General features: G+C 37.1%; 18 protein-coding genes. 2 read left to right on the top strand and 16 right to left on the bottom strand.

From position 1 onward, the window contains the following. Nucleotides 1-455: 455 nt before the first annotated feature. The 3 genes from odhB to ACQKNZ_RS06165 are packed head-to-tail and all read right to left on the bottom strand — an operon-like array spanning nucleotide 456 to nucleotide 6,010. On the bottom strand, nucleotides 456-1,688 hold the full coding sequence (gene odhB / locus ACQKNZ_RS06175; RefSeq protein WP_154311160.1) for a 2-oxoglutarate dehydrogenase complex dihydrolipoyllysine-residue succinyltransferase: 1,233 nt from the start codon (nucleotides 1,686-1,688) through the stop codon (nucleotides 456-458). 23 nt (nucleotides 1,689-1,711) lie between these two features. Then, nucleotides 1,712-4,507 (bottom strand): 2-oxoglutarate dehydrogenase E1 component, encoded by a 2,796-nt coding sequence (locus tag ACQKNZ_RS06170; RefSeq protein WP_427658616.1) that lies wholly within the window; start codon nucleotides 4,505-4,507, stop codon nucleotides 1,712-1,714. 45 nt (nucleotides 4,508-4,552) lie between these two features. Next, nucleotides 4,553-6,010: a DASS family sodium-coupled anion symporter gene (locus ACQKNZ_RS06165; protein ID WP_154311162.1), complete on the bottom strand. Its 1,458-nt coding sequence runs from the start codon at nucleotides 6,008-6,010 to the stop codon at nucleotides 4,553-4,555. Nucleotides 6,011-6,903: 893 nt separating this feature from the next. Here ACQKNZ_RS06165 and ACQKNZ_RS06160 point away from each other — a divergent pair. Next, a complete protein-coding gene (locus ACQKNZ_RS06160) occupies nucleotides 6,904-8,604 on the top strand; it encodes a transglutaminase domain-containing protein (protein WP_427658613.1) in 1,701 nt (566 codons plus the stop codon). 133 nt (nucleotides 8,605-8,737) lie between these two features. On the opposite strand, the gene psiE is transcribed toward ACQKNZ_RS06160, so the two are convergent. After that, nucleotides 8,738-9,217: a phosphate-starvation-inducible protein PsiE gene (gene psiE / locus ACQKNZ_RS06155; RefSeq protein WP_154311164.1), complete on the bottom strand. Its 480-nt coding sequence runs from the start codon at nucleotides 9,215-9,217 to the stop codon at nucleotides 8,738-8,740. A 293-nt stretch (nucleotides 9,218-9,510) separates the two neighbouring features. Beyond that, the gene (locus ACQKNZ_RS06150) at nucleotides 9,511-10,389 is read right to left on the bottom strand and encodes a LysR family transcriptional regulator (RefSeq protein WP_154311165.1); all 879 of its coding nucleotides are present in this window, start codon (nucleotides 10,387-10,389) and stop codon (nucleotides 9,511-9,513) included. Between the two features lie 114 nt (nucleotides 10,390-10,503). Between ACQKNZ_RS06150 and ACQKNZ_RS06145 the strand changes: the two genes are divergently transcribed. Next, nucleotides 10,504-11,694: a coenzyme F420-0:L-glutamate ligase gene (locus ACQKNZ_RS06145; RefSeq protein WP_340862863.1), complete on the top strand. Its 1,191-nt coding sequence runs from the start codon at nucleotides 10,504-10,506 to the stop codon at nucleotides 11,692-11,694. Between the two features lie 191 nt (nucleotides 11,695-11,885). On the opposite strand, the gene ACQKNZ_RS06140 is transcribed toward ACQKNZ_RS06145, so the two are convergent. From ACQKNZ_RS06140 to ACQKNZ_RS06090, 11 genes are all read right to left on the bottom strand, one after another. Beyond that, nucleotides 11,886-12,635 (bottom strand): hypothetical protein, encoded by a 750-nt coding sequence (locus tag ACQKNZ_RS06140; protein ID WP_154311167.1) that lies wholly within the window; start codon nucleotides 12,633-12,635, stop codon nucleotides 11,886-11,888. Between the two features lie 366 nt (nucleotides 12,636-13,001). Then, entirely contained in the window at nucleotides 13,002-13,325 is a 324-nt protein-coding gene (locus tag ACQKNZ_RS06135; RefSeq protein WP_154311168.1) for a hypothetical protein, read from the bottom strand. Between the two features lie 446 nt (nucleotides 13,326-13,771). Then, a complete protein-coding gene (gene pyrE, locus ACQKNZ_RS06130; protein ID WP_427658610.1) occupies nucleotides 13,772-14,404 on the bottom strand; it encodes an orotate phosphoribosyltransferase in 633 nt (210 codons plus the stop codon). Beyond that, complete coding sequence (gene pyrF / locus ACQKNZ_RS06125; RefSeq protein WP_154311170.1) at nucleotides 14,401-15,111, bottom strand: orotidine-5'-phosphate decarboxylase; 711 nt, start codon at nucleotides 15,109-15,111, stop codon at nucleotides 14,401-14,403. The genes pyrE and pyrF overlap by 4 nt, the downstream gene beginning before the upstream one ends. After that, nucleotides 15,108-16,022, bottom strand: coding sequence for a dihydroorotate dehydrogenase (locus ACQKNZ_RS06120; RefSeq protein WP_154311171.1), 915 nt, complete (start codon nucleotides 16,020-16,022; stop codon nucleotides 15,108-15,110). Before ACQKNZ_RS06120 ends, pyrF begins: the two co-directional genes overlap by 4 nt. Continuing rightward, nucleotides 16,019-16,795 carry a dihydroorotate dehydrogenase electron transfer subunit gene (locus ACQKNZ_RS06115; protein ID WP_427658607.1) on the bottom strand — a complete coding sequence of 259 codons (777 nt, stop codon included), beginning with the start codon at nucleotides 16,793-16,795 and terminating at the stop codon, nucleotides 16,019-16,021. The genes ACQKNZ_RS06120 and ACQKNZ_RS06115 overlap by 4 nt, the downstream gene beginning before the upstream one ends. Continuing rightward, nucleotides 16,792-19,989 (bottom strand): carbamoyl-phosphate synthase large subunit, encoded by a 3,198-nt coding sequence (gene carB, locus ACQKNZ_RS06110; protein WP_427658605.1) that lies wholly within the window; start codon nucleotides 19,987-19,989, stop codon nucleotides 16,792-16,794. The genes ACQKNZ_RS06115 and carB overlap by 4 nt, the downstream gene beginning before the upstream one ends. Continuing rightward, complete coding sequence (locus tag ACQKNZ_RS06105) at nucleotides 19,982-21,082, bottom strand: carbamoyl phosphate synthase small subunit (RefSeq protein ID WP_154311174.1); 1,101 nt, start codon at nucleotides 21,080-21,082, stop codon at nucleotides 19,982-19,984. The genes carB and ACQKNZ_RS06105 overlap by 8 nt, the downstream gene beginning before the upstream one ends. Next, nucleotides 21,079-22,359: a dihydroorotase gene (locus ACQKNZ_RS06100; RefSeq protein ID WP_427658602.1), complete on the bottom strand. Its 1,281-nt coding sequence runs from the start codon at nucleotides 22,357-22,359 to the stop codon at nucleotides 21,079-21,081. The genes ACQKNZ_RS06105 and ACQKNZ_RS06100 overlap by 4 nt, the downstream gene beginning before the upstream one ends. A gap of 1 nt (nucleotide 22,360) precedes the next feature. After that, nucleotides 22,361-23,239 (bottom strand): aspartate carbamoyltransferase catalytic subunit, encoded by an 879-nt coding sequence (locus tag ACQKNZ_RS06095; protein WP_427658600.1) that lies wholly within the window; start codon nucleotides 23,237-23,239, stop codon nucleotides 22,361-22,363. A 149-nt stretch (nucleotides 23,240-23,388) separates the two neighbouring features. Then, a complete protein-coding gene (locus tag ACQKNZ_RS06090; protein ID WP_154311177.1) occupies nucleotides 23,389-24,708 on the bottom strand; it encodes a uracil-xanthine permease family protein in 1,320 nt (439 codons plus the stop codon). Nucleotides 24,709-24,730 lie beyond the last annotated feature (22 nt).

The following is a 24,730-nucleotide window of genomic DNA, read 5'->3' as shown; positions in this document are numbered from 1 at the left end:
GAGGTGCATGCAAATTTATTGGAATTAGTACAGACATATGAAATGTATCTCAGTGCCTTTCACAAATCCACATTAATCCTCGAGCTTTTTATCTAAAAGATCACCTACCATCAGACATGAAATGTCCATTGAAATAAAATTTAATGTGTCACCACTTAAATACAGTGTTATTCTTATCATTTCAATTATCCGTTACGCAAAAGTATTTCCCAGAAAATAATAACTCTATCGCTTTGTTACTTCTTTAGACGGTTTTCGGTTTCTTAATAAAAAAAGCTTACTGGATTATACAATCTATCCAGTAAGCTTTTATGTTGTGTGAATCACTTTTCCATTAGGAATTAACACGGTTATTTACTGCACACCATTCCTTGGAAGATATTTAAATTCTATTTTTCAAATTATTTCTAGCTGAGTTAACTTTATAATTCCTTTTATTGTCCCATCTAGATTTGTTAGGATTCAAGCATTAAATCCTCCGGGTTTTCCAGTAGCTCTTTTACGGTTTTTAAAAATCCCACGGAATCCTTTCCGTCAATTACGCGATGATCATAAGACAAAGCCACATACATCATTGGACGAATTTCTATTTCGAGACCCACAGCTACCGGACGTTTTTGTATCGTATGCATACCTAAAATACCAACCTGAGTCCCATTTAAAATTGGCGTCGACATGAGAGACCCAAATACACCACCATTTGTTATGGTAAAGGAGCCTCCAGTCATGTCAGAAAGAGCTAGCTTGTTATCTCGAGCTTTTTTAGCAAGGCCAGCAATATCTCCTTCAATTTCCGCAAAATTTTTGCGATCTGCATCACGGACGATAGGTACTACAAGACCTCCCTCTGTAGATACAGCAATACCGATATCATAGAAGTTGTTTTTGACAATATATTCTCCATCGAGTTGAGAATTGACATAAGGATATTTTTTAAGAGCAGCAACTACAGCTTTTGTGAAAAATGACATAAATCCTAAACGAACATCGTTATCCTCAAAGAATTTATCTTTTTTACGAGAGCGTAAAGCCATAACATTCGTCATATCAATTTCATTAAACGTCGTTAGCATTGCAGTGCTTTGTCTAACTTCTAACAAACGTGAAGCAATGGTTTGGCGTCGACGAGACATTTTTTCGCGAGTGGTACGCCCATCATTTTCATTAACAGGAGCAGATGCTAATTTAGGCGACTCTGTTGTTTGTTTTGAACCATGAGCAGATACATCTTGTACACGAACCCGTCCCATTGGATCGACAGGTGATACATCATTTAAGTCAATACCTTTTTCTCTTGCAAGTTTTCGTGCAGCAGGACTAGCAATTGGTCGACCTTGATGATCAGAGGTCCCTTCTGTATTAGTAATCGGTGCATTTTCTGCCTTAGGTATTTCTGGTACTTTCTCTTCTACTTCCACTTTCTCATTTTTAGGTTGTGAAGCAGGAGCTCCAGATCCTTCACCAACAATCGCAATAACTTCTCCTACTTGCACTGTATCTCCTTCACCAAATAATAGCTCACTAACTACTCCTGCTTCCTCCGAAATAACCTCAACATTTACTTTATCTGTCTCAAGCTCAACAATGAACTCACCTTTTTCAACAGTATCACCTGGTTTTTTTAACCACTGAGCGATAGTGCCCTCTGTAATAGACTCTGCTAGTTCTGGAACAATAATTTCAGCCACTTAAACTACCTCCTCTTAGTTGCTTACAAGCCTTTCAATGCTTCTTCTATAATTCTTGCCTGTTCTACTTTATAAGTATCTGCATCACCTTCGGCGGGACTCGCACGATGAACTCGTCCTGTATAAACAATGTTTCTTCCATCTGCTATATGCAACAAATACGGAAGAGCATAATTCCAAGAACCCATGTTTTCAGGTTCTTCTTGTGCCCAAGTGAGTTGTTCTACATTAGGGTAACGTTTCACAATATCAGTAATTTCTTCTTTTGGGAAAGGATAAAGCTGCTCCACGCGAATAATATGCAAATAATTAAATTCAGAGCTGTCCTTTATTTTTTCTGCTAAATCAATTGCTAATTTACCACTTGCAAAGACGATTTTTTTTACTTTTTCAGGTTGTCCACCAAGACCAGACTGTTCAATCACAACTTGGAAACTTCCTTCAGTCAAATCTGATACATCAGCACCTACTAAAGGATTTCGTAACAGAGATTTTGGTGAAACGATTAATAACGGACGAACAAACTCTTCATTTAATGATGCCGCTTGTCTGCGCAATATATGGAAGTAGTTTGCTGCACTCGAAAGATTAGCCACTGTCCAGTTATTTTCAGCAGAAAGCTGTAAATAACGTTCTAACCTTGCACTTGTATGCTCTGCTCCTTGCCCTTCAGCACCGTGTGGCAGCAACATAACAAGCCCTGACTTTAACCCCCACTTAGCTCGTGCGGAGCTAATAAAGTTATCAAACATTACTTGGGCCATATTTGCAAAATCCCCGTATTGCGCTTCCCAAATTGTCAAAGTATTTTTGTCCTCTAGGCTGTATCCAAACTCATAGCCTAAAATAGCTGATTCGGTTAATGGGCTATTATAGACAACGAAGGATGCATTTGAACTGTCAATAAAATGCATAGGAATTAATTCTTCACCATTTTTTTCATCATGTAAAACTAAATGTCTATGAGAGAACGTTCCACGTTGAGCGTCTTGTCCGGATAAACGCACGGAAATCCCTTCTTGCAAGATTGTGGCAAATGCAAGTGTTTCCGCATGCCCCCAGTCAATTTTACCATTGCTAGTAAAAGGCTCTTCTCGGCGTTTCAATATTTTCTCAAGCTTTTTAAATGGAGTAAATTCTTTTGTCCAAGTTAAAAGTTCCTCATTAACCTTTCTTAACTTTTCACCCTCTACTCCTGTTGTAAATTTGGGATAACCAGTTAACACTGCTTCTGGAATAATCACTTCATGTGCAGTTGTTTGAGGTAACTCTTTGACACGATCATATGCCTGTTGCATTTCCTCTAAGATCATTTCATCTAGTGCATCTACTTCAGTCGATTCAATTACCTTCTCTTCTACAAGCTGATCTCCATAAATTTTTCTTGCAGTAGGATGCTTATGGACTATATGGTACATCATTGGATTAGTTACCGAAGGCTCATCCATCTCATTGTGCCCATAACGACGATAACCAATGAGGTCAATAACTATATCCTTGCCAAATTGTCTACGATATTCAAACGCAAGTTGAGCTACTCCTATAACCGCTTCAGGATTATCCGCATTTACATGAATAACCGGAACTTCAAATCCTTTAGCAGGGTCAGAAGAATAGTTAGTGGAGCGTGAATCGTATTGCTCTGTCGTAAATCCAATCATATTATTAGCTATAATATGAATAGAGCCCCCTGTTTGAAAACCGCGCACACGACTATAATTTAGTACCTCAGTTACAACTCCTTGTCCTGGAAAAGCTGCATCTCCATGTATTAAAATTGCGAAAGCCGCGTTTTTGTCTTGCTCTGGATAGCCAGGAACATTTTTCACTTCCTGAGCTGCTCGTGTTTGACCAGTTACTACTGGGCTTACAACTTCGAGATGGGATGGGTTATAGGCAAGTTTAATGGTCATTCCATCACCTGAATGATAGGTTGCCCCTTTATGATATTTCACATCTCCATACCAACCCTCTGAAATCTCCAATGAACCATCTTTTGGTAAAAAAGATTCAGATGGAACGTGGGCAAATTCAGCGAACATCATTTCATAAGGTTTTTTCAAAACATGTGTTAGTACATTTAATCGACCACGGTGTGCCATTCCAATATTAATCTGCTTTGTATTGGTTAGATTTGCTTGAGATACTAATTCATCAATTAAGACCACCAAGGAATCTAATCCTTCTATAGAGAACCGTTTAGCTCCTACAAACGTACGATGTATGAATTTTTCAAAGCCCTCAATTTTGGTTAAACGCTTCAAAAGTTCTTTCTTTTCCCCAGTGGAAAGATTTGCCTTGATAGCATTTCCTTCAATTTTTTTTTGAAGCCATTGTCGTTCCTCAGAGTTAACTATGTGCCCAATTTCAAAAGCTATATTATCTGTGTATATAGACTTTAAATAATTTATAGCTTGTAGGCCATTAACTATGTCACCAGGAGGATTAGGTATTATTAGATCAGCTGGAACATCCATAAGGTCCTGTTCAGAAAGACCATATCCTTGCATATCAATTTTAGAAGGGTCCTTCATGCCGTTATTAAGCGGATAAATATTAGCGTTGTGGTGTCCATGTCTTCGAATGGAATCTGCTAATTCAATAGCTCGAAGAATCTTTTCAAGGTTTTCCGAACTTCCTCTTCCTACAACCGCTTCATTTTTGTTTAAAGAATCGACCGGTGCCCCGTATTGTTTAAAGAGATTCGCTATATCCTCTGAAACATTTTCAGGAGAATTTAAATATAGATCATACTGTTCTAAAAGGTAGGCCAAATTGGGACCTTGAAATTCATTCCACGGATATAAATTACTTTTCATTTTACTAACACATCCTAATCTTTTTAGTTCGTATCGTACCACGTCTTAAAGTAGTCCCACCCATTGCCAATAAGTCATACTGAAGATAATGATTAACGCGTACCCAATGATAGTAATTGGTAGCCCAGATTTTAAAAGGTCTTTTGTTGTAAATGCTCCAGTACCATATGCGAGCATGTTCTGAGGCGCACTTACCGGAAGTAAAAACCCAAAGCAAACAACAAATTGCTGGATCAATACTAGACCTGGACCGTTAAACGAAGTAGGTTGCATTGAAACCACCAACGCAATAACGATAGGGATAAACGCCGAAGCTAAGCTTGTTGCGCTTGCAAAACCTAGGTGAATCAATATATTAAACAGTGAGAGAACCATGATAATGAAAATAAGTGGCATTTCTGTTAACCCGACTGCCTCTAATGTATTTTCAGATAACCAAGATGCACCTTCTGTTTGTAAAAGTACTGTTCCCATAGAGATTCCAACTGCGAATACTACTAGAGTTCCCCAAGGAATCTTATTTTGGACTTCTTTCCAAGTGAAAATTCCAATACCCGGCAAGAGCATAACCATTACAGCTATAAATGTAACAGTCGTTGAATCTAGTGGGTGAAGTATGCCTTCAGTTGCCCAAAGAATTAATAAAGCAATTGAAATAATGATTAACCGTTTTTCTTTACCAGTTATTTGACCTAATTCTTTTAATTGATTTTTAATGACTACATCGCCATTTTCTAATTCAGATAGCTCCGGTTTAATAAGCTTGTTCATGATGAAGAATAATACGAAAGACATTAAAATTGACCACGGCCCAGCATATATAAACCATTGACCCCAAGTAATATTGATACCAAAGTTTTCTTCAATGAATCCTAGAGCGACCATGTTTTGAGCGGCTGCTGTTTTAATCCCTATGTTCCAGATAGAAATAGACTGAACTGCTGTGACTACTAATAGCGCAGAAAGTCTACTTGTTTTAGGAAGGTTGAAGGCAGCGACAACCCCTAATAGAATAGGCAAGATAGTACCTGCCCTAGCTGTAGCACTTGGAACAAATAACGCTAGCACGATACTTACAACTATTGTTCCAAAAACTAGGCTTTTCGTTTTTGTACCTACCTTAGACATGATGAACAGTGCTAAACGTTTATGTAATCCAGTAAGTTCCATTGCTGCAGCTATGAATGTTGCTCCAGCAACTAGGCCGACAGCCGAGGAACTAAAACCTCCTAATGCTAACTTTAAAGCACCTGAAGTTGTGTAATCTATTGAAGGATCATCGATGGTTGGTGCTAGACCGATGAATACAGAAATAAGTACAATGATTATTGCCGCACTCACTGGAAACGATACAGCTTCCGTTACCCATAGAATTACCGCCAACGCAAGAATAGCTAGAGCTCTCTGCCCTGCAACCGGAAGTCCTTCAGGATTGGGCAATAATACAATAATTAAAAATACTGCAAAAGCTAGGAGAATAAAAAACGTTTTATTCTTTTTCATTACAATTCCTCCTCTATCTCTATAGAATATTATTGTAAAATAGAATATATCTTAAAATTTTAATATAGTTTTATTTTGCAAACTATAGGAGTACACTTTCTATTACTGTGATTCTTCAAAAATCTTACCTAATCCATTAATTATGACCCTTTGAGAATCCATGCTAGTTATCGTTACTTATTTTGCTAATAGAAGTCATTTTTATACGATGCTTTCTAAGCAAATTTGACTGGCGTTTTCCGACTCAATCCAAGATCTAATTAGCTGGAATAAATCTCTAATTTTTTCACTATAAACTACTATGCCTCTCTCGGGGTAATAGATATTGTCATTCCTTGCATATGTACTATTAACTTTTAGATTTTCTTCCGAAAGGATATTAAAAATGCATTTCAGTTAGGTTATCTCTACCTTTCTTGGTTACTTAGTAAGCTCGGAAGAACTATATATCATTAAACAATGTGAATTAATTCACAATAAGTATACCTCTACAAATTCTTTTTGTTTATATATACCAATCTTTTTCATAAAATTTTCAATATTATTTAATCTTTTGTTCATATTTTTGTCATTTTTTTATGGTTTACAAGGTATATACTCACATTTAATCCACTTCTTCAATAGTACTTAATAAGTAAATTCGAATTATTAAGTGTCTAGCTAATCAATCGATGCGTCTGTCCTCAGTGAGCTAAACGACTTTGTAGAACTTCACATGAGTTGGGATGATTTTTCTCCCTGCTCAAGAAGCGGGCACATTTAAAACGCATATAATTTTAAATAAGTTCAATTAGTGTTTGAATAAATGAGATTAAAATAATTCTCTCTTTTTCCATTTTTTATGAGAGAATGGTTATAAGAAGAAGTTCTCTAGAAATGAAAGGAGGAACTCTATGAAGCCTTGGTTAGCACGAATTTCCCTACTTTTCCTACTATGTTTTCTAACAGCTTGCAATAAAGATTCCAGCTCTCTTGAAAAACCCTTAACAAAAGAGCAGACTGTGCCTATAGCTATGCAAGAAGATGATTATGAAGCGATAGTAGAAGAAAAAAACAAAAGCATAAACCTCCTCCCGCTTGATATCACATCCCCTAATGCAAGCGAGCTTGGTATTACTTTTTCTGAACCAAAATACAAGAAATTTTCTGCTAATGGAGAAATCACCATTGCTGGGAAAACAGATAAAATAGATGACTTAAAATCACACTATATATGGATTAACATCCAAGCAGAAAAAGTAGGAGTTGCAGGAAAAGAACAGAATTATTTCGTTCCTATTAATGATGGGGAATTCAATCAAACAGTTCATTTTTTTAACGGAGAAGGAAAATATAAAATAAAAGTTCAAGTTCCTAGCACGGAGCGAGAAAACTATTATTATGATACAGCAAACTTTGAGGTTATTAATATCAGCCCAGAAAGGATAAGAGACGTTACTTATACACCACTTGGTTTAGAAGCTGGACTAGGTCTTGATACTAAGGTTAGTTACGTAGTAGCAGAAGATGGTGTATTTACATTGAACGGGGAAATCCTGAAAGCCGCAGGTTACCAAGATATTATGGTTCGGTTGACTAAGGATGGCCAGATATGGAGCAAAGTGATTCCTGTTAAAAATGGAACTTTTACTACTAAGATCCCCCTTTTATATGGTCAAGGATTACATACACTAGAGGTAATGATTCCTGATTCAGATAAAGAAAACTATTACAAAACTGCAACAGATTTACTCATAGAAAATACATCTATTGAAGAAATGGAGCCTATTCATTACTCCTCCCTATATACCGAACGAGGAGTTAATCTATTAGAGCCCATCTATGCTAGTAGCGTTAGCGGGCATAAATTTCATATAAAAGGTTTTATCGATCCAGAAGCGTTACTATCAGCGGAAACAACTCACCTCTATGTACAAACTAAAAAAGGAGAAGACCAAGCCTTAGAAGTAATTCCTATTAGTAATTATGCATTTGATCATTCTTTTTACTTGAGGTTTGGTCCTGGAAAATATGAGATTTCTATTAGCGTTCCTGAAATCACTAGCACAAAGAATAACTTTTTTAGATACTATGAGGTAGCAAAATTTGAAGTACTTTCAACTATAGAACAAGATAAACGAGATATCCTTCCTTCTAGAGGAGTAGAATCAGATTCACCTCAAATTATTGAACTAGCAAACAATCTCATAAAAGACAAAGTTTCCGAAAGAGATAAAACAAAAGCCATCTATGACTTTGTTGCAAACAATATTTCCTACGACGTTACTAAATTTCAAAATGAAGATTTTAATTGGGATGATAGCGCTTTAAAAACGCTGGAGTTAAAAACGGGAGTTTGTCAGGACTATGCCTATTTAACAATTGCCCTTTTACGAGCAGTCCATATTGAGGCTCGCTTTGTAGAAGGATACACAACAGATAGGCATGCTTGGGTTGAGGCAAGGGTGGATGACAGTTGGTTAACTATGGATCCAACCTGGGGGGCTGGCTATATTAAAGAAAACAAATTTATAGCAAGCTTTAGTGAAGATTACTTTGACCCTGCTGATGAAGATTTTACCAAAACCCATACACGCAATGGTATAGTCTACTAAATTTATTCTTAAGAAAAACTCAAACACCTAATACCTTACAAATTTAGACAAAGCTAGTTGATCAAAAGGAAGCCCTGTTGTTCAACTGCCTTTGTCTTTTTTTATGAAAAAAATATATTTAAGGTGACTGCTATCAAGTACCTTCATTTTTACCCTCTAGCCCAAAAACTCTCCCTTCTTCTCCTTTTTTTATAAACCACGGATTATTCGGTCTTTCCAAAGGAGTGATATTCATAATAAAATATCCTACAATTAAAATGAGAATAACTAGCGAGTAAAGAAGTGTATCAATAGGGTGATCATGTTCTACAATAATGAGGCGAATCATAGCGGTAATACCTACGTATAAAAAATACCTGAGAGGAAAGTGGTAGTCTTCTTTGAAATACTTCACAATCATGGTGATGAACTCAAAATATAAAAAGAATATGAGGATGTTAGCAAGGAACATCTTATAGTCGCTGGTACCTACAGTGACTAACATTTGGATAAAAATTGTAAGTTCCTTCATTAGCAAAAATGCTAATATAAATGCCAAGAGGACTAAACAGAGATTTAAAAAAACTTGCAAGGCTTTTGGGATGATCGATAACATAGCTGTAAATTTAACCATTCAATTCCTCCTTTTTAATAATACATTATTATAATGTAAGATAACCTAACATGTCTATATTTTTCTGAAATTTTAAATTTTTTCTTTAAAAGGTATTCAGTCTATTTTTAAAGGCGTCTATTTGTTGATAAAACTTATTTAATTTTATTTAATGAATCAGATGTCTAGTGATAAGAGCAAAAACTGCTACGAATTGGATAAAAGAACAAACCCCCGAAAATTTTACGAATGATAAAATTTCCGGGGGTTTTGAATTTAAAAGACAAGTTTTGTCCAAGCCTCTTTTATCTAACCTATTCGATTAAGTCGACAAATTTTGTGGCAGCTGTTGATAGGGGTACTCTTTTTAAAAAGCATACCCCTATATTTCTTTTAGGTATGTCCTCTTTTAATTGCACCTCTTTTAATATTCCCTTATTTAAATATTCTTTAGCAAATTGTTTAGTCACACAAGCAATACCTAGGTTTATTTTAGCAAATTCTAATAGTAAATCATGAGAACCCAATTCAAACTCGGGAGAAATTTTCACTCCTTTTGTGAGCATATAATCTTCTACATATCGTCTAGAAATAGATTTTGACTCGAGAAATATTAAAGGTAATTTTACTAGCTCATTTAAACTAATTGGCTTTGACAAGACTTTATTAAACTTTTCCCCATAAACAAAAATGTCCTGCACCTCTAAGCAAGGTCTTTGTCCAAGACTATCGTCCTCTACTGGAAAATTGCAAAAAGCAATATCCACCTCGCCTGCTTTTAAGATGGCACAAAGCTCTGTTGTTGTACCATTCACAATTGTAAATTTAATACTAGGATATTTATTATGAAATTCTTCTAAGTAAGGGAGCAAGAAAAATCGTGAAATTGTATCTCCTACCCCAATTTTAAGCTCCCCTGCTGTTAGATTTTTAAATTCTAGTATTTTTTCCTCCCCTGTATCAATTAGTTTCAAGGCAGAGCTAGCATATTCAAACAATACAGAGCCCTCTGTTGTCAAAGTTACTCCCTTAGTTGTTCGATAAAACAACCTTGTGTCTAGTTCTCTTTCAAGTTGCATAATTGCTTGGCTAATTGCTGGTTGTGTCATAAACAAATCTTTTGCAGCCTTTGAGAAGCTACTACTTTTACTAACCACACAAAATATTTTATATAAATCCAGTTTCTCTGACATATAAGCACCTCTTATATCTATTATTATATATATTAATTTTACTTATATCATTGTATTGAGTAATATTACAAGTGGAAATAATATATATATATTACAGTTGAAGGAGCGTTCAATTTGGAAAGAGTAGTTGGTACAGTTGTTAGAGGTCTTCGTGGCCCTATTATAAATAAAGGTGACAATATTGAAGAGATTGTTGTAGATAGCGTTTTAAAAGCTTCAGAAGTGGAAGGTTTTTCTATTAACGATCAAGATATCGTGACAGTGACTGAATCGATCGTTGCACGTGCTCAAGGAAATTATGCAACCATTGACCAAATTGCAAAAGATGTTCATTCAAAATTTGGAGACACCACACTGGGTGTTATTTTCCCTATTCTAAGTCGTAACCGTTTCGCGGTCGTTCTACGTGGTATTGCAAAAGGTACGAAGAAAATTGTTTTGATGCTTAGCTACCCCTCAGATGAAGTCGGTAATCATCTAGTAGATATCGATGAGTTAGATGAAAAGGGAGTTAACCCTTGGACTGATGTTCTTACAGAAAAACAATTCCGTGACCACTTTGGTTATAAGCTACATCCTTTTACTGGAGTAGATTACATTGCTTACTATAAATCTCTAATAGAAGAATATGGAGTTGAATGTGAAGTAATATTCTCTAACAACCCGAAATCTATTTTGGATTATACTAAGAACGTACTAACTTGTGATATTCATTCGAGATTTAGAACGAAAAAAATCCTTAAATCCAATGGCGGAGAAAAAATTTATAGCCTGGATAACTTACTCTCTGATTCAGTAGATGGAAGTGGCTTTAATGAAGAATATGGTTTACTTGGGTCCAACAAATCCACTGAAGATAGTGTAAAGTTATTCCCGCGTAATTGCCAACCAATTGTTGATAATATTCAAGATATGCTTAAAGAAAAAACAGGTAAACATGTGGAAGTAATGGTATACGGAGACGGAGCATTTAAAGATCCGGTCGGACATATTTGGGAGCTTGCTGATCCAGTTGTTTCACCTGCCTTTACTGCTGGATTAGAAGGGACACCAAACGAAGTAAAATTAAAATATCTTGCCGATAATAATTTTGCACATTTGAGAGGCGAAGAACTGAAAAAAGCAATTACCGAGCATATTAACAACAAAGGTGATGATCTCGTTGGTGCAATGGAGGCGCAAGGCACTACTCCTAGAAGATTAACAGACCTTATTGGATCGCTTTCTGATTTAACCTCAGGTAGTGGAGATAAGGGTACTCCAATGATATATATTCAGGGCTACTTTGATAATTACACTAAATAACTTCCTTACTTATGGGGGCTTGGACTTAATGTCTCGAGCCTTCTTTTTTTGTACTTAATATATTGCAAATTAGCGAGGTATAGTTAAATGTTAAATCGCTAATCTTACAATCGTAAGGCTATCGAAAACAAATTTGCCCTCCAATAAGAGAAGGAAAAGAAATGATTTCTCATCTCTTTTCCTATTACAAATCATAATGTTGATTCATTGAATGATCGACTTACAAGACTCTCATCTTTTCTAATAGAAAAACATAGAAAAATCACTGTTACAGCTAGGAATGATATAACCAGTCCCTCTCTCCACAAATTGAAAGACTCTATACTCATTGTATTAATCAAGGAAAATAAACTTTGAAATACAAATAAAGGATATAAATTTCGAGTGATTACAAATACTTGAGCCAGTACAATGCCTAACAAAAAGCATAAAACAATATGAACACTCGTCTCAGTCAGATTGTTGCCTGTTAGGAGAAGAAACCACCCATCTTGTGAATACAATATTCCTGAAGCTAAGATGGCAGCTATGTTGCCTAAAGGTAATAAAGTGGTAACCACTATCCCAATAAATATGCCTAGTAACACAAAGCTGATTAATATAGCATAAGCAATAAGGAAAGTGGTCATTAAAAATGATTCTTTAGAAAAATCTTGATTGCTTAATATAACGATTACTAAAATAAGTGGTAAAAAAAAGACGAGACTTTCACTTTTAAGTTGGAGATTAAATCCATAAAAGCTCCATTTTTTTATCCACGAAAAATAAATAGTAAGAACTAGCGCAAGGGGAATGAAGGAAAGTAATGTTGGCATATAGGTACCTTCCCAAAAGAAGTTACTAATTGATGAACCGGTTATGAGAATAATAATGTAAAATATTTCAATACTGATTATCGCTAAAATTGGAATAGCCCATTTCGTCTTCCTGCCACGTATCATACTAAAACTCCTTCTGTTATCTTCTTAATGAAGAACAAATTGGCCAATTGATTAAGGATTATTTTTTGATAAATACTACTGGTTTAAGAAGAAAGCAATAAAAATTCTATAAACAAAACTTGGGGGAATACTTTTCATACATCTTTTTATAGTCCTCCAGCTAACATAACCCTATTTTTGTACATTTATAAGTAATTATATCTCCAATACATAGAAAAGCTTTAGGGGGTTATATATATGCCCATAAGAGTACGGGAAAGGAAATTCTCTATTCATCACCTCTTTCCACTTGATTTTTAGGGTTTAGGATAAACAAATAAAGACATACACCTTCTCTAAGCTAAGTGTATGTCTTTATTTATATTTTTAAAACTCTTCGTTGAACATGCTTTCTTTGTGAACATCTGGCTTAGACGCTTCAAGCATTAATATGACGGCTGTTATAATATGCATTATCATTCCAACAATAGGTATAAAGCCGATACAAGAGGTTACTATTCCAAGAATACTCCCAGTCGTAGTTTCCCCTCCCTCTTTTTTCGTTATGACAAGGGTAACGATATGCAAAGCCAACATAATTACCAAAGGTATCCAGAGAAAGCTCATGATTATAATTCCACCTAGAACTGGTATCCCTAAAAGTGCCTCCAATCCTCCTGTAACCCATTTTAATATTTTTGTGTTTGACATAATTGCGACCGACATCCTTTGTTTGAATTATTTTTAATATTATTAAAAATATACCATATTCATTCTCGTATGTCTTGGCTTTCTTATGTTTTTTTACCTATTAAATAATAATAAACTTAAGTTAAGTTCACCAATTTTAATCCATAATTTGGAACATATCATCTTTAGTACTTAAGGTTTTTATAACAAGTTGGGTAAAAGAATGTAATTATTTAAAAGGTGGATAAAAAGATTATCTGAGAATAGCGATGAAGTTGCGGTTAATCTAAAGATTTCTTCATATGGAAGCGAAAATTTTAAAGATATAGCTTCTTGTGAAGGTCAATTACAGAGGTTTTTTTGTTAAAATTTATTAGTACTTAATTTCCCATATAAATATAACAATAATACTTAACATTAAAACCCCGGAATGTTTTACAAACCTCTAACATCTCCGGGGAAGTAAATTATTTCAACAAGCCGTGCTTTAAATCATTTTGCCATTTAGAAAGCATAGGTATATCTGCCTCCGCAATTGTGCCTACCTCATATGCTGCATCAACTAAAGCGTCATAATTAGTCAAGCTAATAAAGTTAATACCTACTTCATTAAACGAATCCTCTGCCTTTGGAAGTCCATATGTAAAAATACTTACAACTCCAAGTACTTCTAATCCTGATTTTCTTAACGCTTCTACAGCTGTTAAGCTACTGCCACCTGTGGATATTAAATCCTCAATGACTACTACCCTTTGACCGGGTACTACTTTTCCTTCAATTTGATTTCCCCTACCATGTTCCTTTGCCTTCGACCGTACGTACAGCATAGGAAGGTCTAACACATCACTTACCCATGCAGCATGAGGAATACCAGCTGTGGCTGTTCCCGCTACTGCTTCTGTCCCCGGGAAATTGTTGTTAATGGCTTCTGCAAGGCCATTTGCAATTTCTTTCCGAATGGCTGGAGAAGACATAGTTATACGATTATCACAATAGATTGGTGATTTAATGCCTGAAGCCCAAGTAAAAAGGTTGTTTGGCTGTAACTCTACTGCTCCTACCTCAAGTAGTGCCTTTGCAATTTTATGATCAAGTTTCATGCGTATTCCTCCCACATATTAAAGATAGTTTTGTAAGCCTCAACTGGATTATCCGCCTTTGTGATAGCACGTCCAACTACAATGTGAGATGAGCCTTGCTTTCTAGCATTAGAGGGAGTTGCCACTCTTACCTGGTCGTGTGCATCTCCAGAAGAAAGTCGTATACCTGGTGTCACTCGTAAAAAGCCTTCCCCACAAGATTCAACTATTTTTTTTGCCTCGAGCACAGAGCATACCACTCCATCTAATCCCGCTTTTTTTGAAAGCCTAGCATAATGAAGGACAGATTCCTCCAAAGAAGTATTGATAAGCTGCTCCTCCTGCATTTGTTGCTCTGATGTAGAGGTTAACTGAGTAACGCCGATAATAGCAGGTCTCATTTTTCCAGCTTGGGTTCCCGCTTCCAGTCCTTCACGAGCTTTAATCATCATTGCCTCTCCTCCAGCAGCATGAACATTGATAAGATCGACTCCTAAACGAGCTAGTCCTTTCATAGCTTGGCCAACTGTGTTTGGAATATCATGTAGCTTTAAATCGAGAAATACATCATGCCCCATTTCCTTCAGCTTATAAACTATAGCTGGGCCTTCCTGCATGTAAAGTTCCATTCCTACCTTAACAAAGAGAGATTCGTTAAAGGGGGTTAAAAAACTGTACACTTCCTCAGCAGAAGCAAAGTCTAATGCAATAATCGGATTGTTTATCATGATCGATGGCTCCTTCCAACTAAATCGTTTACTGTTTCATACCCTAGCTCGTCAAGCTTATCAGGTAACTGCTCGATTAACGACGGACAAATGAATGGATCAACAAAGTTAGCTGTTCCAATAGCGACTGCGCTTGCCCCTGCAGATAAGAAGTCAATAACATCATCTATGTTAGATACCCCACCCATTCCGATAATAGGTAGTGAAACTTGATTAGCAACGTCATATACCATGCGTAATGCAACAGGCTTAATAGCAGGGCCAGAGAGACCGCCTGTTACATTAGCAATAACAGGACGGCCCGTTCGAGTATCCAACCGTAAACCAAGTAAAGTATTAATCATTGTTATACCATCTGCACCACCGGCTTCCACAGCTTTGGCAATTTCTACAACGTTTGTGACATTCGGAGACAGCTTCACATACACAGCTACAGAAGATACTGCTTTAACTGCTTTTGTCAGCTCTTCTGCTATTTGAGGGTCTGTTCCAAACGTAATTCCACCTTGTTTAACGTTTGGACAAGATATATTCAACTCAAGTGCATGCACATTTGGAGCTTTGGAAATAGCTTCCGCAACTGCAACGTAATCCTCCGTTAAGGTGCCAGCAACATTTGCGATAATGGGTACATCAAATTGCTCTAACCAAGGAAGCTCATTTGCCATTACCTTTGTAAGACCAGGGTTTTGTAATCCAATTGCATTAAGCATTCCCGCAGGAGTTTCTGCGACACGAGGAGTGGGATTTCCTAGTCTAGTTTCTAGTGTGGTAGCTTTTATCATAACTGCACCTAATTTAGACAAATCATAAAGCTGTGCATACTCTTTACCAAATCCGAAGCACCCAGAAGCTGGCATTATTGGATTTTTTAACGACAGACCTGGTAACTCTACCGCTAATCTGTTCATACTCGAATCACTCCTGACTGGAAGACTGGACCATCAGAACAAACCTTCAAATAGTCAACATCCGTTTTTTCCGTTGTTTCGCATACACAAGCAAAGCATGCTCCGATACCGCAGCCCATACGTTGCTCAAAAGAAAGATAGCCTTCTTTATGTGGATACATTTTTTCAAGTGCTGCAAGCATAGGAGTCGGACCGCAGCTATAATATATGACAAAGTCGTCAGCAATTTTGTCTAAAACGTTTGTGACAAATCCTTTATGTCCATAGCTTCCGTCTACTGTTACTATATAAGTTTCACCTAGTTGTTTAAACAGCTCCTCATAAAAAACAACATCTAGCGATTGAAAGCCCAATACGTGGATGGGTTGCACACCTCTTTCCACCAGTCTTTTGGACAGTTCATAAAGAGGTGGAACACCAATACCCCCACCTACTAGCAGAGCTTTCTCTCCAGCTGTAATTTTATCTAAAGGAAAACCTTGACCTAAGGGACCAAGCACATCTACAATATCCCCTGGTTTTTTCTTCGAAAGTAGAACTGTTCCACTTCCCTCTGCACGATAAATCATTGTAAACTCTAAAGCTTCATTGTTTATAGAACAAATACTAATTGGTCTACGCAATAAAGGTTCTATTTGATCAGACACTCGTATATGAACGAATTGGCCTGGCTGTTTCATATCCTGCACGAGCTGACCTTTTAATGTAAGCTCAAAAATGTTCGTTGCTATCTTTTGCTGATGTACAACGTACATTTGCTCTTGTCTAATCATGCGCGAACCTCCTGTAATTTCATCGTATCTGTAGAAAAACTCATCGACTCAATTACTCGAACCATAGCTTCTGCAGTATCTAATGAAGTTAAGCAAGGTATTCCATTTTCGACTGACTCTCTTCGAATACGGAAGCCATCACGCTCTGGCTGCATTCCTTTCGTCAAAGTGTTAATAACAAATTGAGCTTCCCCTTTTTGTATCACATCTAATAAAGTAGTTCCCTTCGAGCCAATTTTGTCTACGATATCTACTGGAATACCTGCGGATAGAATCGCTTTTGCCGTCCCTTCTGTCGCAATGATACGGAATCCAATTGCGTGAAAACGCTTAGCAATATCTGTTGCTTCCTCTTTATCTTTGTCAGAAATAGTCATTAGTACAGATCCATGATCTTTAATTTCCATACCTGCTGCCACTAAGCCTTTATAAAGTGCTTTTTCTAGTGTTATATCTTTCCCCATTACCTCTCCTGTTGATTTCATCTCAGGTCCTAGTGTAATATCAACTCTACGAAGCTTAGCAAAACTGAAAACTGGTACTTTTACGAATACTCCTGGACTATTTGGTGCCAGTCCTGTTTTGTATCCCTGTTCAACAATAGAGTGTCCTAGGATCGCTTTTGTTGCAATGTTTGCCATTGGTATAGAGGTTATTTTACTTAAAAATGGTACAGTACGGCTTGAGCGTGGGTTTACCTCAATCACATAAACCTCATCTTTAGAAATTACATATTGAATATTCATCAGACCTACGATTTTTAAGCCTCTAGCAAGCCTTGTTGTGTAGTCAACCAGGGTGTCTATATGCTTTTGAGATAACTTTTGTGGTGGATATACGGCAATAGAATCGCCTGAATGGACTCCTGCTCGCTCAATATGCTCCATAATACCGGGTATTAAGACATTCTCTCCATCACAGATTGCATCTACTTCAACCTCTGTTCCAGTTAAATAACGGTCGATTAGAACCGGCTTTTCAGGGCTCGCTTCTACAGCATTTTCCATATAGTGCTTTATCTCATCTTCGTTATAAACGATTTGCATTGCGCGTCCACCAAGAACATAAGAAGGTCTCACTAATACCGGGTAACCAATTTCATTAGCAATTTCAATTGCTTCTTCTACAGATACTGCAGTTTTACCTAGTGGTTGAGGTATTCCAATTTCGTGAAGAGCAGATTCAAATTTATTACGGTTTTCTGCTCGATCGATATCCTCTAAAGTAGTACCTAGTATTTTTACTCCTCTTTCTTCTAATGCTTCTGCTAGGTTTATCGCTGTTTGACCACCAAACTGTACAACTACACCTTTTGGCTGCTCAAGATCCACGATATGCATAACGTCTTCCACAGTTAACGGTTCAAAGTATAATTTATCTGAAATAGAGAAATCAGTCGAAACTGTCTCTGGATTGTTATTGATAATAATTGCTTCATAACCGGCTTCTTTTATCGCCCATACAGAGTGAACAGTTGCATAGTCGAATTCTACACCTTGCCCGATTCTAATTGGACCAGAACCAAGCACAATCACGCTTTCTTTATCCGTACGAATAGATTCATTTTCCTCTTCATACGTTCCATAGAAATAAGGCGTTTCTGATTCAAACTCTCCTGCACATGTATCTACCATTTTATAAACTGGGACAATACCGCTTTCCTTTTTAAAGTTATATACTTCTATCTCTTTCACATTCCAATATTTTGCGATTGTTTTGTCTGCAAAACCCATTCTCTTTGATTTATATAAAATTTCCTTATTGAAAGGATTATCTTGAATTACCTTTTCATATTTAACGATATTTTGTAATTTATTTAAGAAAAATAAATCAATTTGACTCCACGCATGAATTTGCTCGATTGTCACTCCACGGCGTAAAGCTTCACCGATAAAGAATAAGCGCTCATCTCCTGCGCGGCGAATTCTCTTAGCAATCCATTCATCTGTAATAGAATCACTATTTTTCATTTCAAGATGAAAGTGACCTGTTTCCAAAGAGCGAACTGATTTTAGAATTGCTTCTTCAAAAGTACGACCAAGGGACATTACTTCTCCTGTTGCCTTCATTTGGGTTCCAAGATTACGTTTAGCTGATTCAAATTTGTCAAATGGCCATCTAGGTATTTTCGCTACAATATAATCTAAAGCTGGCTCGAAGCAAGCATATGTTTTTCCAGTGACAGGATTCATCATTTCATCTAATGTAAGTCCTACCGCTATTTTTGCTGCGAGCTTTGCAATTGGATAACCTGTCGCCTTTGAAGCAAGCGCAGATGAACGGCTTACACGTGGGTTAACCTCAATAATATAGTAATTGAAGCTATGTGGATCTAAAGCAAGTTGTACGTTACATCCACCTTCTATTTTCAAAGCACGAATAATCTTTAAGGATACATTTCGAAGCATTTGGTTTTCACGATCAGATAATGTTTGTGTCGGAGCCACTACAATTGAATCTCCAGTATGAATCCCTACTGGGTCTACGTTTTCCATATTACATACGACGATTGCATTGTCAGAAGAATCTCTCATTACCTCATATTCTATTTCTTTATAGCCAGCAATGGATTTCTCCAATAGACATTGAGTCACGGGACTATACTTTAAACCACTTGTAACGATTTCGACTAGGTCTGCATGATTATGGCAAATACCCCCTCCAGTTCCACCTAATGTGAATGCTGGTCTTACGATTACTGGGTATCCAATACGCTCCACAAAGGTTTTTGCTTCCTCAAGATTGTGGATAATGTCACTTTCAGGTACTGGCTCGTTCAGTTCATTCATTAATGTTCTGAACAAATCCCGGTCCTCTGCTTTGTGAATTGCTTCTAGCTTCGTACCAAGAATTTCTATCCCTAACTCGTCCAATATGCCAGATTCATCTAGCTGAATAGCCATGTTTAAGCCAGTTTGACCGCCTAAAGTCGGAAGTATTGCATCTGGGCGCTCTTTACGGATAATCTTACTTACGAATGGAAGAGTTATTGGCTCAATATATACTTTGTCCGCAATTTCCGTATCTGTCATAATAGTTGCGGGATTGGAGTTAACTAGTATTACTTTATAGCCTTCTTCTTTTAGGGAAATACATGCTTGTGTCCCCGCATAGTCAAACTCTGCAGCTTGACCGATTACAATTGGACCAGATCCGATTACTAAAATAGTTTTTATATCTTTACGTTTAGGCATGTGAAGTCTCCTTTTTGCTTTCTTTATTCATTAACTCTATAAATTGATCAAATAAGTGTGTGGAATCCTCTGGTCCACATGAACCTTCCGGATGGAACTGTACACAGAAGACAGGATATGTTTTATGTCTGACACCTTCAACTGTTCCATCATTTAAAGCTACATGAGTAATTTCAAGGTCAGTATTGGATATAGAATCTGCATCAATCGCATAGCCATGGTTTTGAGAAGTTAGCTCAGTTCTTCCAGTAGTTAAGTCTTTTACTGGATGATTCCCACCTCGATGACCAAATTTTAATTTAAATGAAGTGGCACCACTTGCTAAAGAAATTAACTGATGACCAAGACAAACTCCAAAGATCGGGACGTTACCGATTAAGTCCTTTACCATCTCAATTGCTTCTGGTATATCTGTTGGGTCCCCAGGTCCGTTAGATAACATGACCCCATCGGGACGCATTGCTAGAATTTCTTTTGCTGATGTGTTGAAAGGTACTACAATCACGTCACAGTCACGCTTGTTTAGCTCTCTTAAAATACCATGCTTCATGCCAAAATCTACTAATACTACTCGTTTTCCACGTCCAGGACTTGGATACGGCCTAGTAATAGATGACTGCTCGACTACGTTTTTAGGTATTTCAATAGCTTTTAGTATAGCTACAATTTCTTCCACATTTACTTCTTCTCCAGCGTTTGTCAGCTTACCCTTTAGTGAACCATGCTTTCGAATAATGCGTGTTAGCTTACGCGTATCTATTCCTTCAATTCCTGGTACATTTTTTAATGTTAAAAATTCATCTAATGTACTTTGGTTGCGAAAGTTAGATGGATGCTCCGCTAATTCACGAACAACGATTCCTGACAAGCCTATTTCAATAGCTTCAAAATCGTCTGGATTTATACCGTAGTTACCAACCATTGGATACGTGAAAGTCAGAATTTGACTACAATTGGATGGGTCCGAAATAGATTCCTGATAGCCTGTCATTGCTGTAGTGAAAATAACCTCACCAATAGTTCCTTTTTCGCTTCCAAAAGCATTCCCCTTAAATACCGTACCGTCCTCTAATATTAAATATCTAGTTTTCATGCTTGTTCCTCCTGCCATACGATTTCACCGTTAAAGATAGTAACTTGTGGCCAACCTGCACAAACCCAGCCTTCAAATGGTGTATTCTTCCCTTTAGATAAGAATGCTTCTTTTTCTATTTTTTGTTCTTTATTTAAATCTATCAATACTAAATCTGCTGGAGCTCCAATATCTAACTTACCGAATTCAAAGCCAAACACGTTCGCCGGTTTGATCGTTAAGAAATCTAAAAGTTGCTTTAACGTCCATTCTCCAGTTTTCACAAAATGTGTATATAACAATGGAAATGCCGTTTCTAATCCAACGATTCCAAATGGAGCCTTTTCAAATCCTAGTGCTTTTTCCTCCTCTGTGTGAGGTGCATGATCTGTCGCAATAAAATCTAATGTTCCATCTAATAGTCCCTCACGCAATGCCATCATATCGTCCCTTCCTCTTAAGGGGGGATTCATCTTCCAAGTTGCATCATTGGATGGAATATCTTCCTCACAAAGTATTAAATGGTGAGGACTTACTTCTGCCGTTACATGGATGCCTGCCTTCTTTGCGTCTCGTATCACTCGAACAGATTCCTTAGTGCTAACATGGCATACGTGATAATGTGCACCTGCAGCTTCAGCTAGTAATATATCTCTCGCAATATGTACTGATTCTGAAACAGAGTGGATTCCTTTTAATCCAAGCTCTTCATTTCGTTTCCCTTTATGCATTACTCCACCATATAAAAGTGAATTATCCTCACAGTGCGCTACTACAGGAATATGGTACTTTGCTGCTTCTTGCATTGCTTCTAGCATTGTCCCGGCCGTCTGTACTCCCACGCCGTCATCGGTTAAAGCAAATGCCCCAAGCTCTTTAAGTGAAGCAATATCTGTACGTTCTTTACCAGCTTGGCGTATTGTAATTGAAGCATATGGAAGCACTCTTACAAGTGCATTTTTTTCTACTAAGTTTAGTACATGAGAGAAGTTTTCAGCTGTATCTGGGACTGGACGAGTGTTAGGCATTGCACAGATAGTTGTATACCCACCCTTTGCAGCAGCTTTTGTACCAGTTTCAATCGTTTCTTTTTGTTCACCACCTGGCTCACGTAGATGCACATGTACGTCAATAAAACCTGCTGAAAGTAACATTCCTTTACCATCGATTACTTGTGCCTCTGCTAAAGTTGGAGTAGGGTGGATTTCTGCTATTTTCCCTTCTTTAACTACAACAGAAGTAGTTTCTAATTCACCTGATTGGTTTACTAGTTGAACGTTTTGAATTATTTTTGTCATGTTATTCTCTCCCTTTCAAGATCATCTCAATAACAGCCATTCGGATATAAACACCATTTTCCATTTGCTTAAAAATTCTAGAACGCTCACATTCTACTAATTCGTTTGCAATTTCCACATCACGATTAAACGGAGCAGGGTGCATAATAATTGATCCTTCTTTCATCCTGCTTTCTCGCTCCAAAGTCAGACCATAGGATTGATGGTATTCTTCCTTTGAAAATGATATCGAACCATCGTGCCTTTCATGTTGCACTCGTAGCATCATTAAAACATCACTTACTTCAATTACATCATCAAAATTATTAGTAGATTCAAATTCTGCTTGCCATTCACGTGGACACACAAAATGTATTTTAGCTCCTAGCCTAGTTAAAGCATCTGCATTCGATCTTGCCACTCTACTATGCGCTATGTCCCCTACTATTGTGACTATTTTATCCTTCAATCCACCAAATTCTTGCCAAATAGTAAAGATATCTAAAAGGCTTTGAGTGGGATGGTTTCCAGTTCCGTCCCCTCCATTGATGATTGCAGGTCTCACTTTCCCTACCAGTTCATTGAAATAGTTATTTTGTTCATGTCTTATAACTAATGCATCCAAGCCTATAGATTCTAGTACTTTTACTGTGTCATATAGTGTCTCACCCTTTAATGTACTAGAAAAATCCGCATCAAAAGGTAACACCTCCAGCTGTAGCTTTCTTTCAGCCATTTCAAAGCTCATTTTCGTTCTTGTACTCGGTTCGAAGAATAAGTTAGCCATTGTATATTTGTTTTTTAAAGTTGAGACGGCGCCTTCACGAAACGCTTGTGCTTGTTTTAAAATAGCTAGTATTTGTTCAACTGACAAATCTTTCATTGATACTAAATTTTTCATGAATATCCGCCTTTCTTTTATAAAAAAAACCTCCTCGAAAAATTCGAGAAGGTCCGTTAAGCATAACCAAAGTAGAGATTCTATAAGTAAAAATCTCTTTTTTGGTCCGAACCCTTCGCTGACTCTCTGTTCAACTTATTAAAAGGTCATTATTCTATTGTGTCATTTCCAGATGATTCAGCTTCTTTTCTTCCAGGAAGAATCCAGTTTAAAACTACTCCAACGATGGCAGCTAGTGCCATTCCTTCTATACTTAATGCTTCCGTTACGATAAATTTAGCTCCACCAATACCGATTACTAAGATAACAGATGCAATAACTAGGTTGCGACTGTTTCCAAAATCAATATTTGCTTCTACTAGCATGCGCAACCCACTAGAGGCAATAATCCCAAACAGCAGGATAGATACCCCTCCGAGAACTGCGGTAGGTATTGTTGTGATAAGCGCCATTCCTTTACCAAAGAAGGATAGCAAGATTGCAACAACTGCTGCTCCCATTATTACGTACACACTATAAACTCGTGTAATGGCTAACACACCAATATTTTCGCCATAAGTAGTCTTTGGTGGACCGCCGATTAGAGCACTTACAAATGTTCCTAACCCATCTCCAAGAAGTGAGCGATGTAAACCAGGCTCTTTAATATAGTCTCGATTTACAACCTTCCCTAATACTAATTGATGCCCAATATGTTCAGAGATAGTAACAATGACTATAGGAACCATAATGAGCAAGATTTTAGAAGTAACTTCAAAATCATAATGAACTCCTGGTACTAAGAAATCCGGTAACGCTAGGAAGCTTGCCTCTTTAACAGGAGTAAAATCTACGATTCCAATTAGTATAGAATAGAGATATCCAACTACTAAGCCAATCAAAATTGGCATAGTACTAATAATGTTTTTAAAGAAGATAGTACAAATGATTGCTGTAAACAATGTTACAAGTGCAGCAGAAAAATGTAAGAAACTATACTCTTTTAAACCTGTCTCTACATTTGTGATATTCATCGCCATGTCCACAGCAACTCCTGCTAATCCCAGACCAATAACCATAATTACCGGACCAACAACGATTGGTGGCAATAGCTTCATAATCCACTTGTATCCACTTTTCCAAATGATCAGTGACACAATACCATATACTAAACCTACAAATACTGCTCCAATCATTGCATTACCTGGATCAATAGCTTTACCCGATTCGCCAAGTCCATTTACTGCCAATAAAATTGGTGCTATGAAAGCAAATGAGGAACCTAGATAAGCCGGCACTTGAAATCGGGTTATCATTAAGAAAATGATTGTTGCTATACCACTAGTCAGTAACGCGATTGCGGGACTTAACCCTACAAGCTGTGGTACTAATATTGTTGAGCCAAACATCGCAAACATATGCTGAAAACTTAGAGTAATCAGTTGTCCGCTTGTAGGCTTGTCATTTACATCTAATATCGCTTTCGACATTTAAGGTCCCCACCTTTCTAGG

Source organism: Psychrobacillus sp. NPDC093200 (assembly GCF_050280345.1).
GTDB lineage: Bacteria > Bacillota > Bacilli > Bacillales_A > Planococcaceae > Psychrobacillus > Psychrobacillus faecigallinarum.
This window is presented reverse-complemented; position numbering and strand designations above follow the sequence as displayed.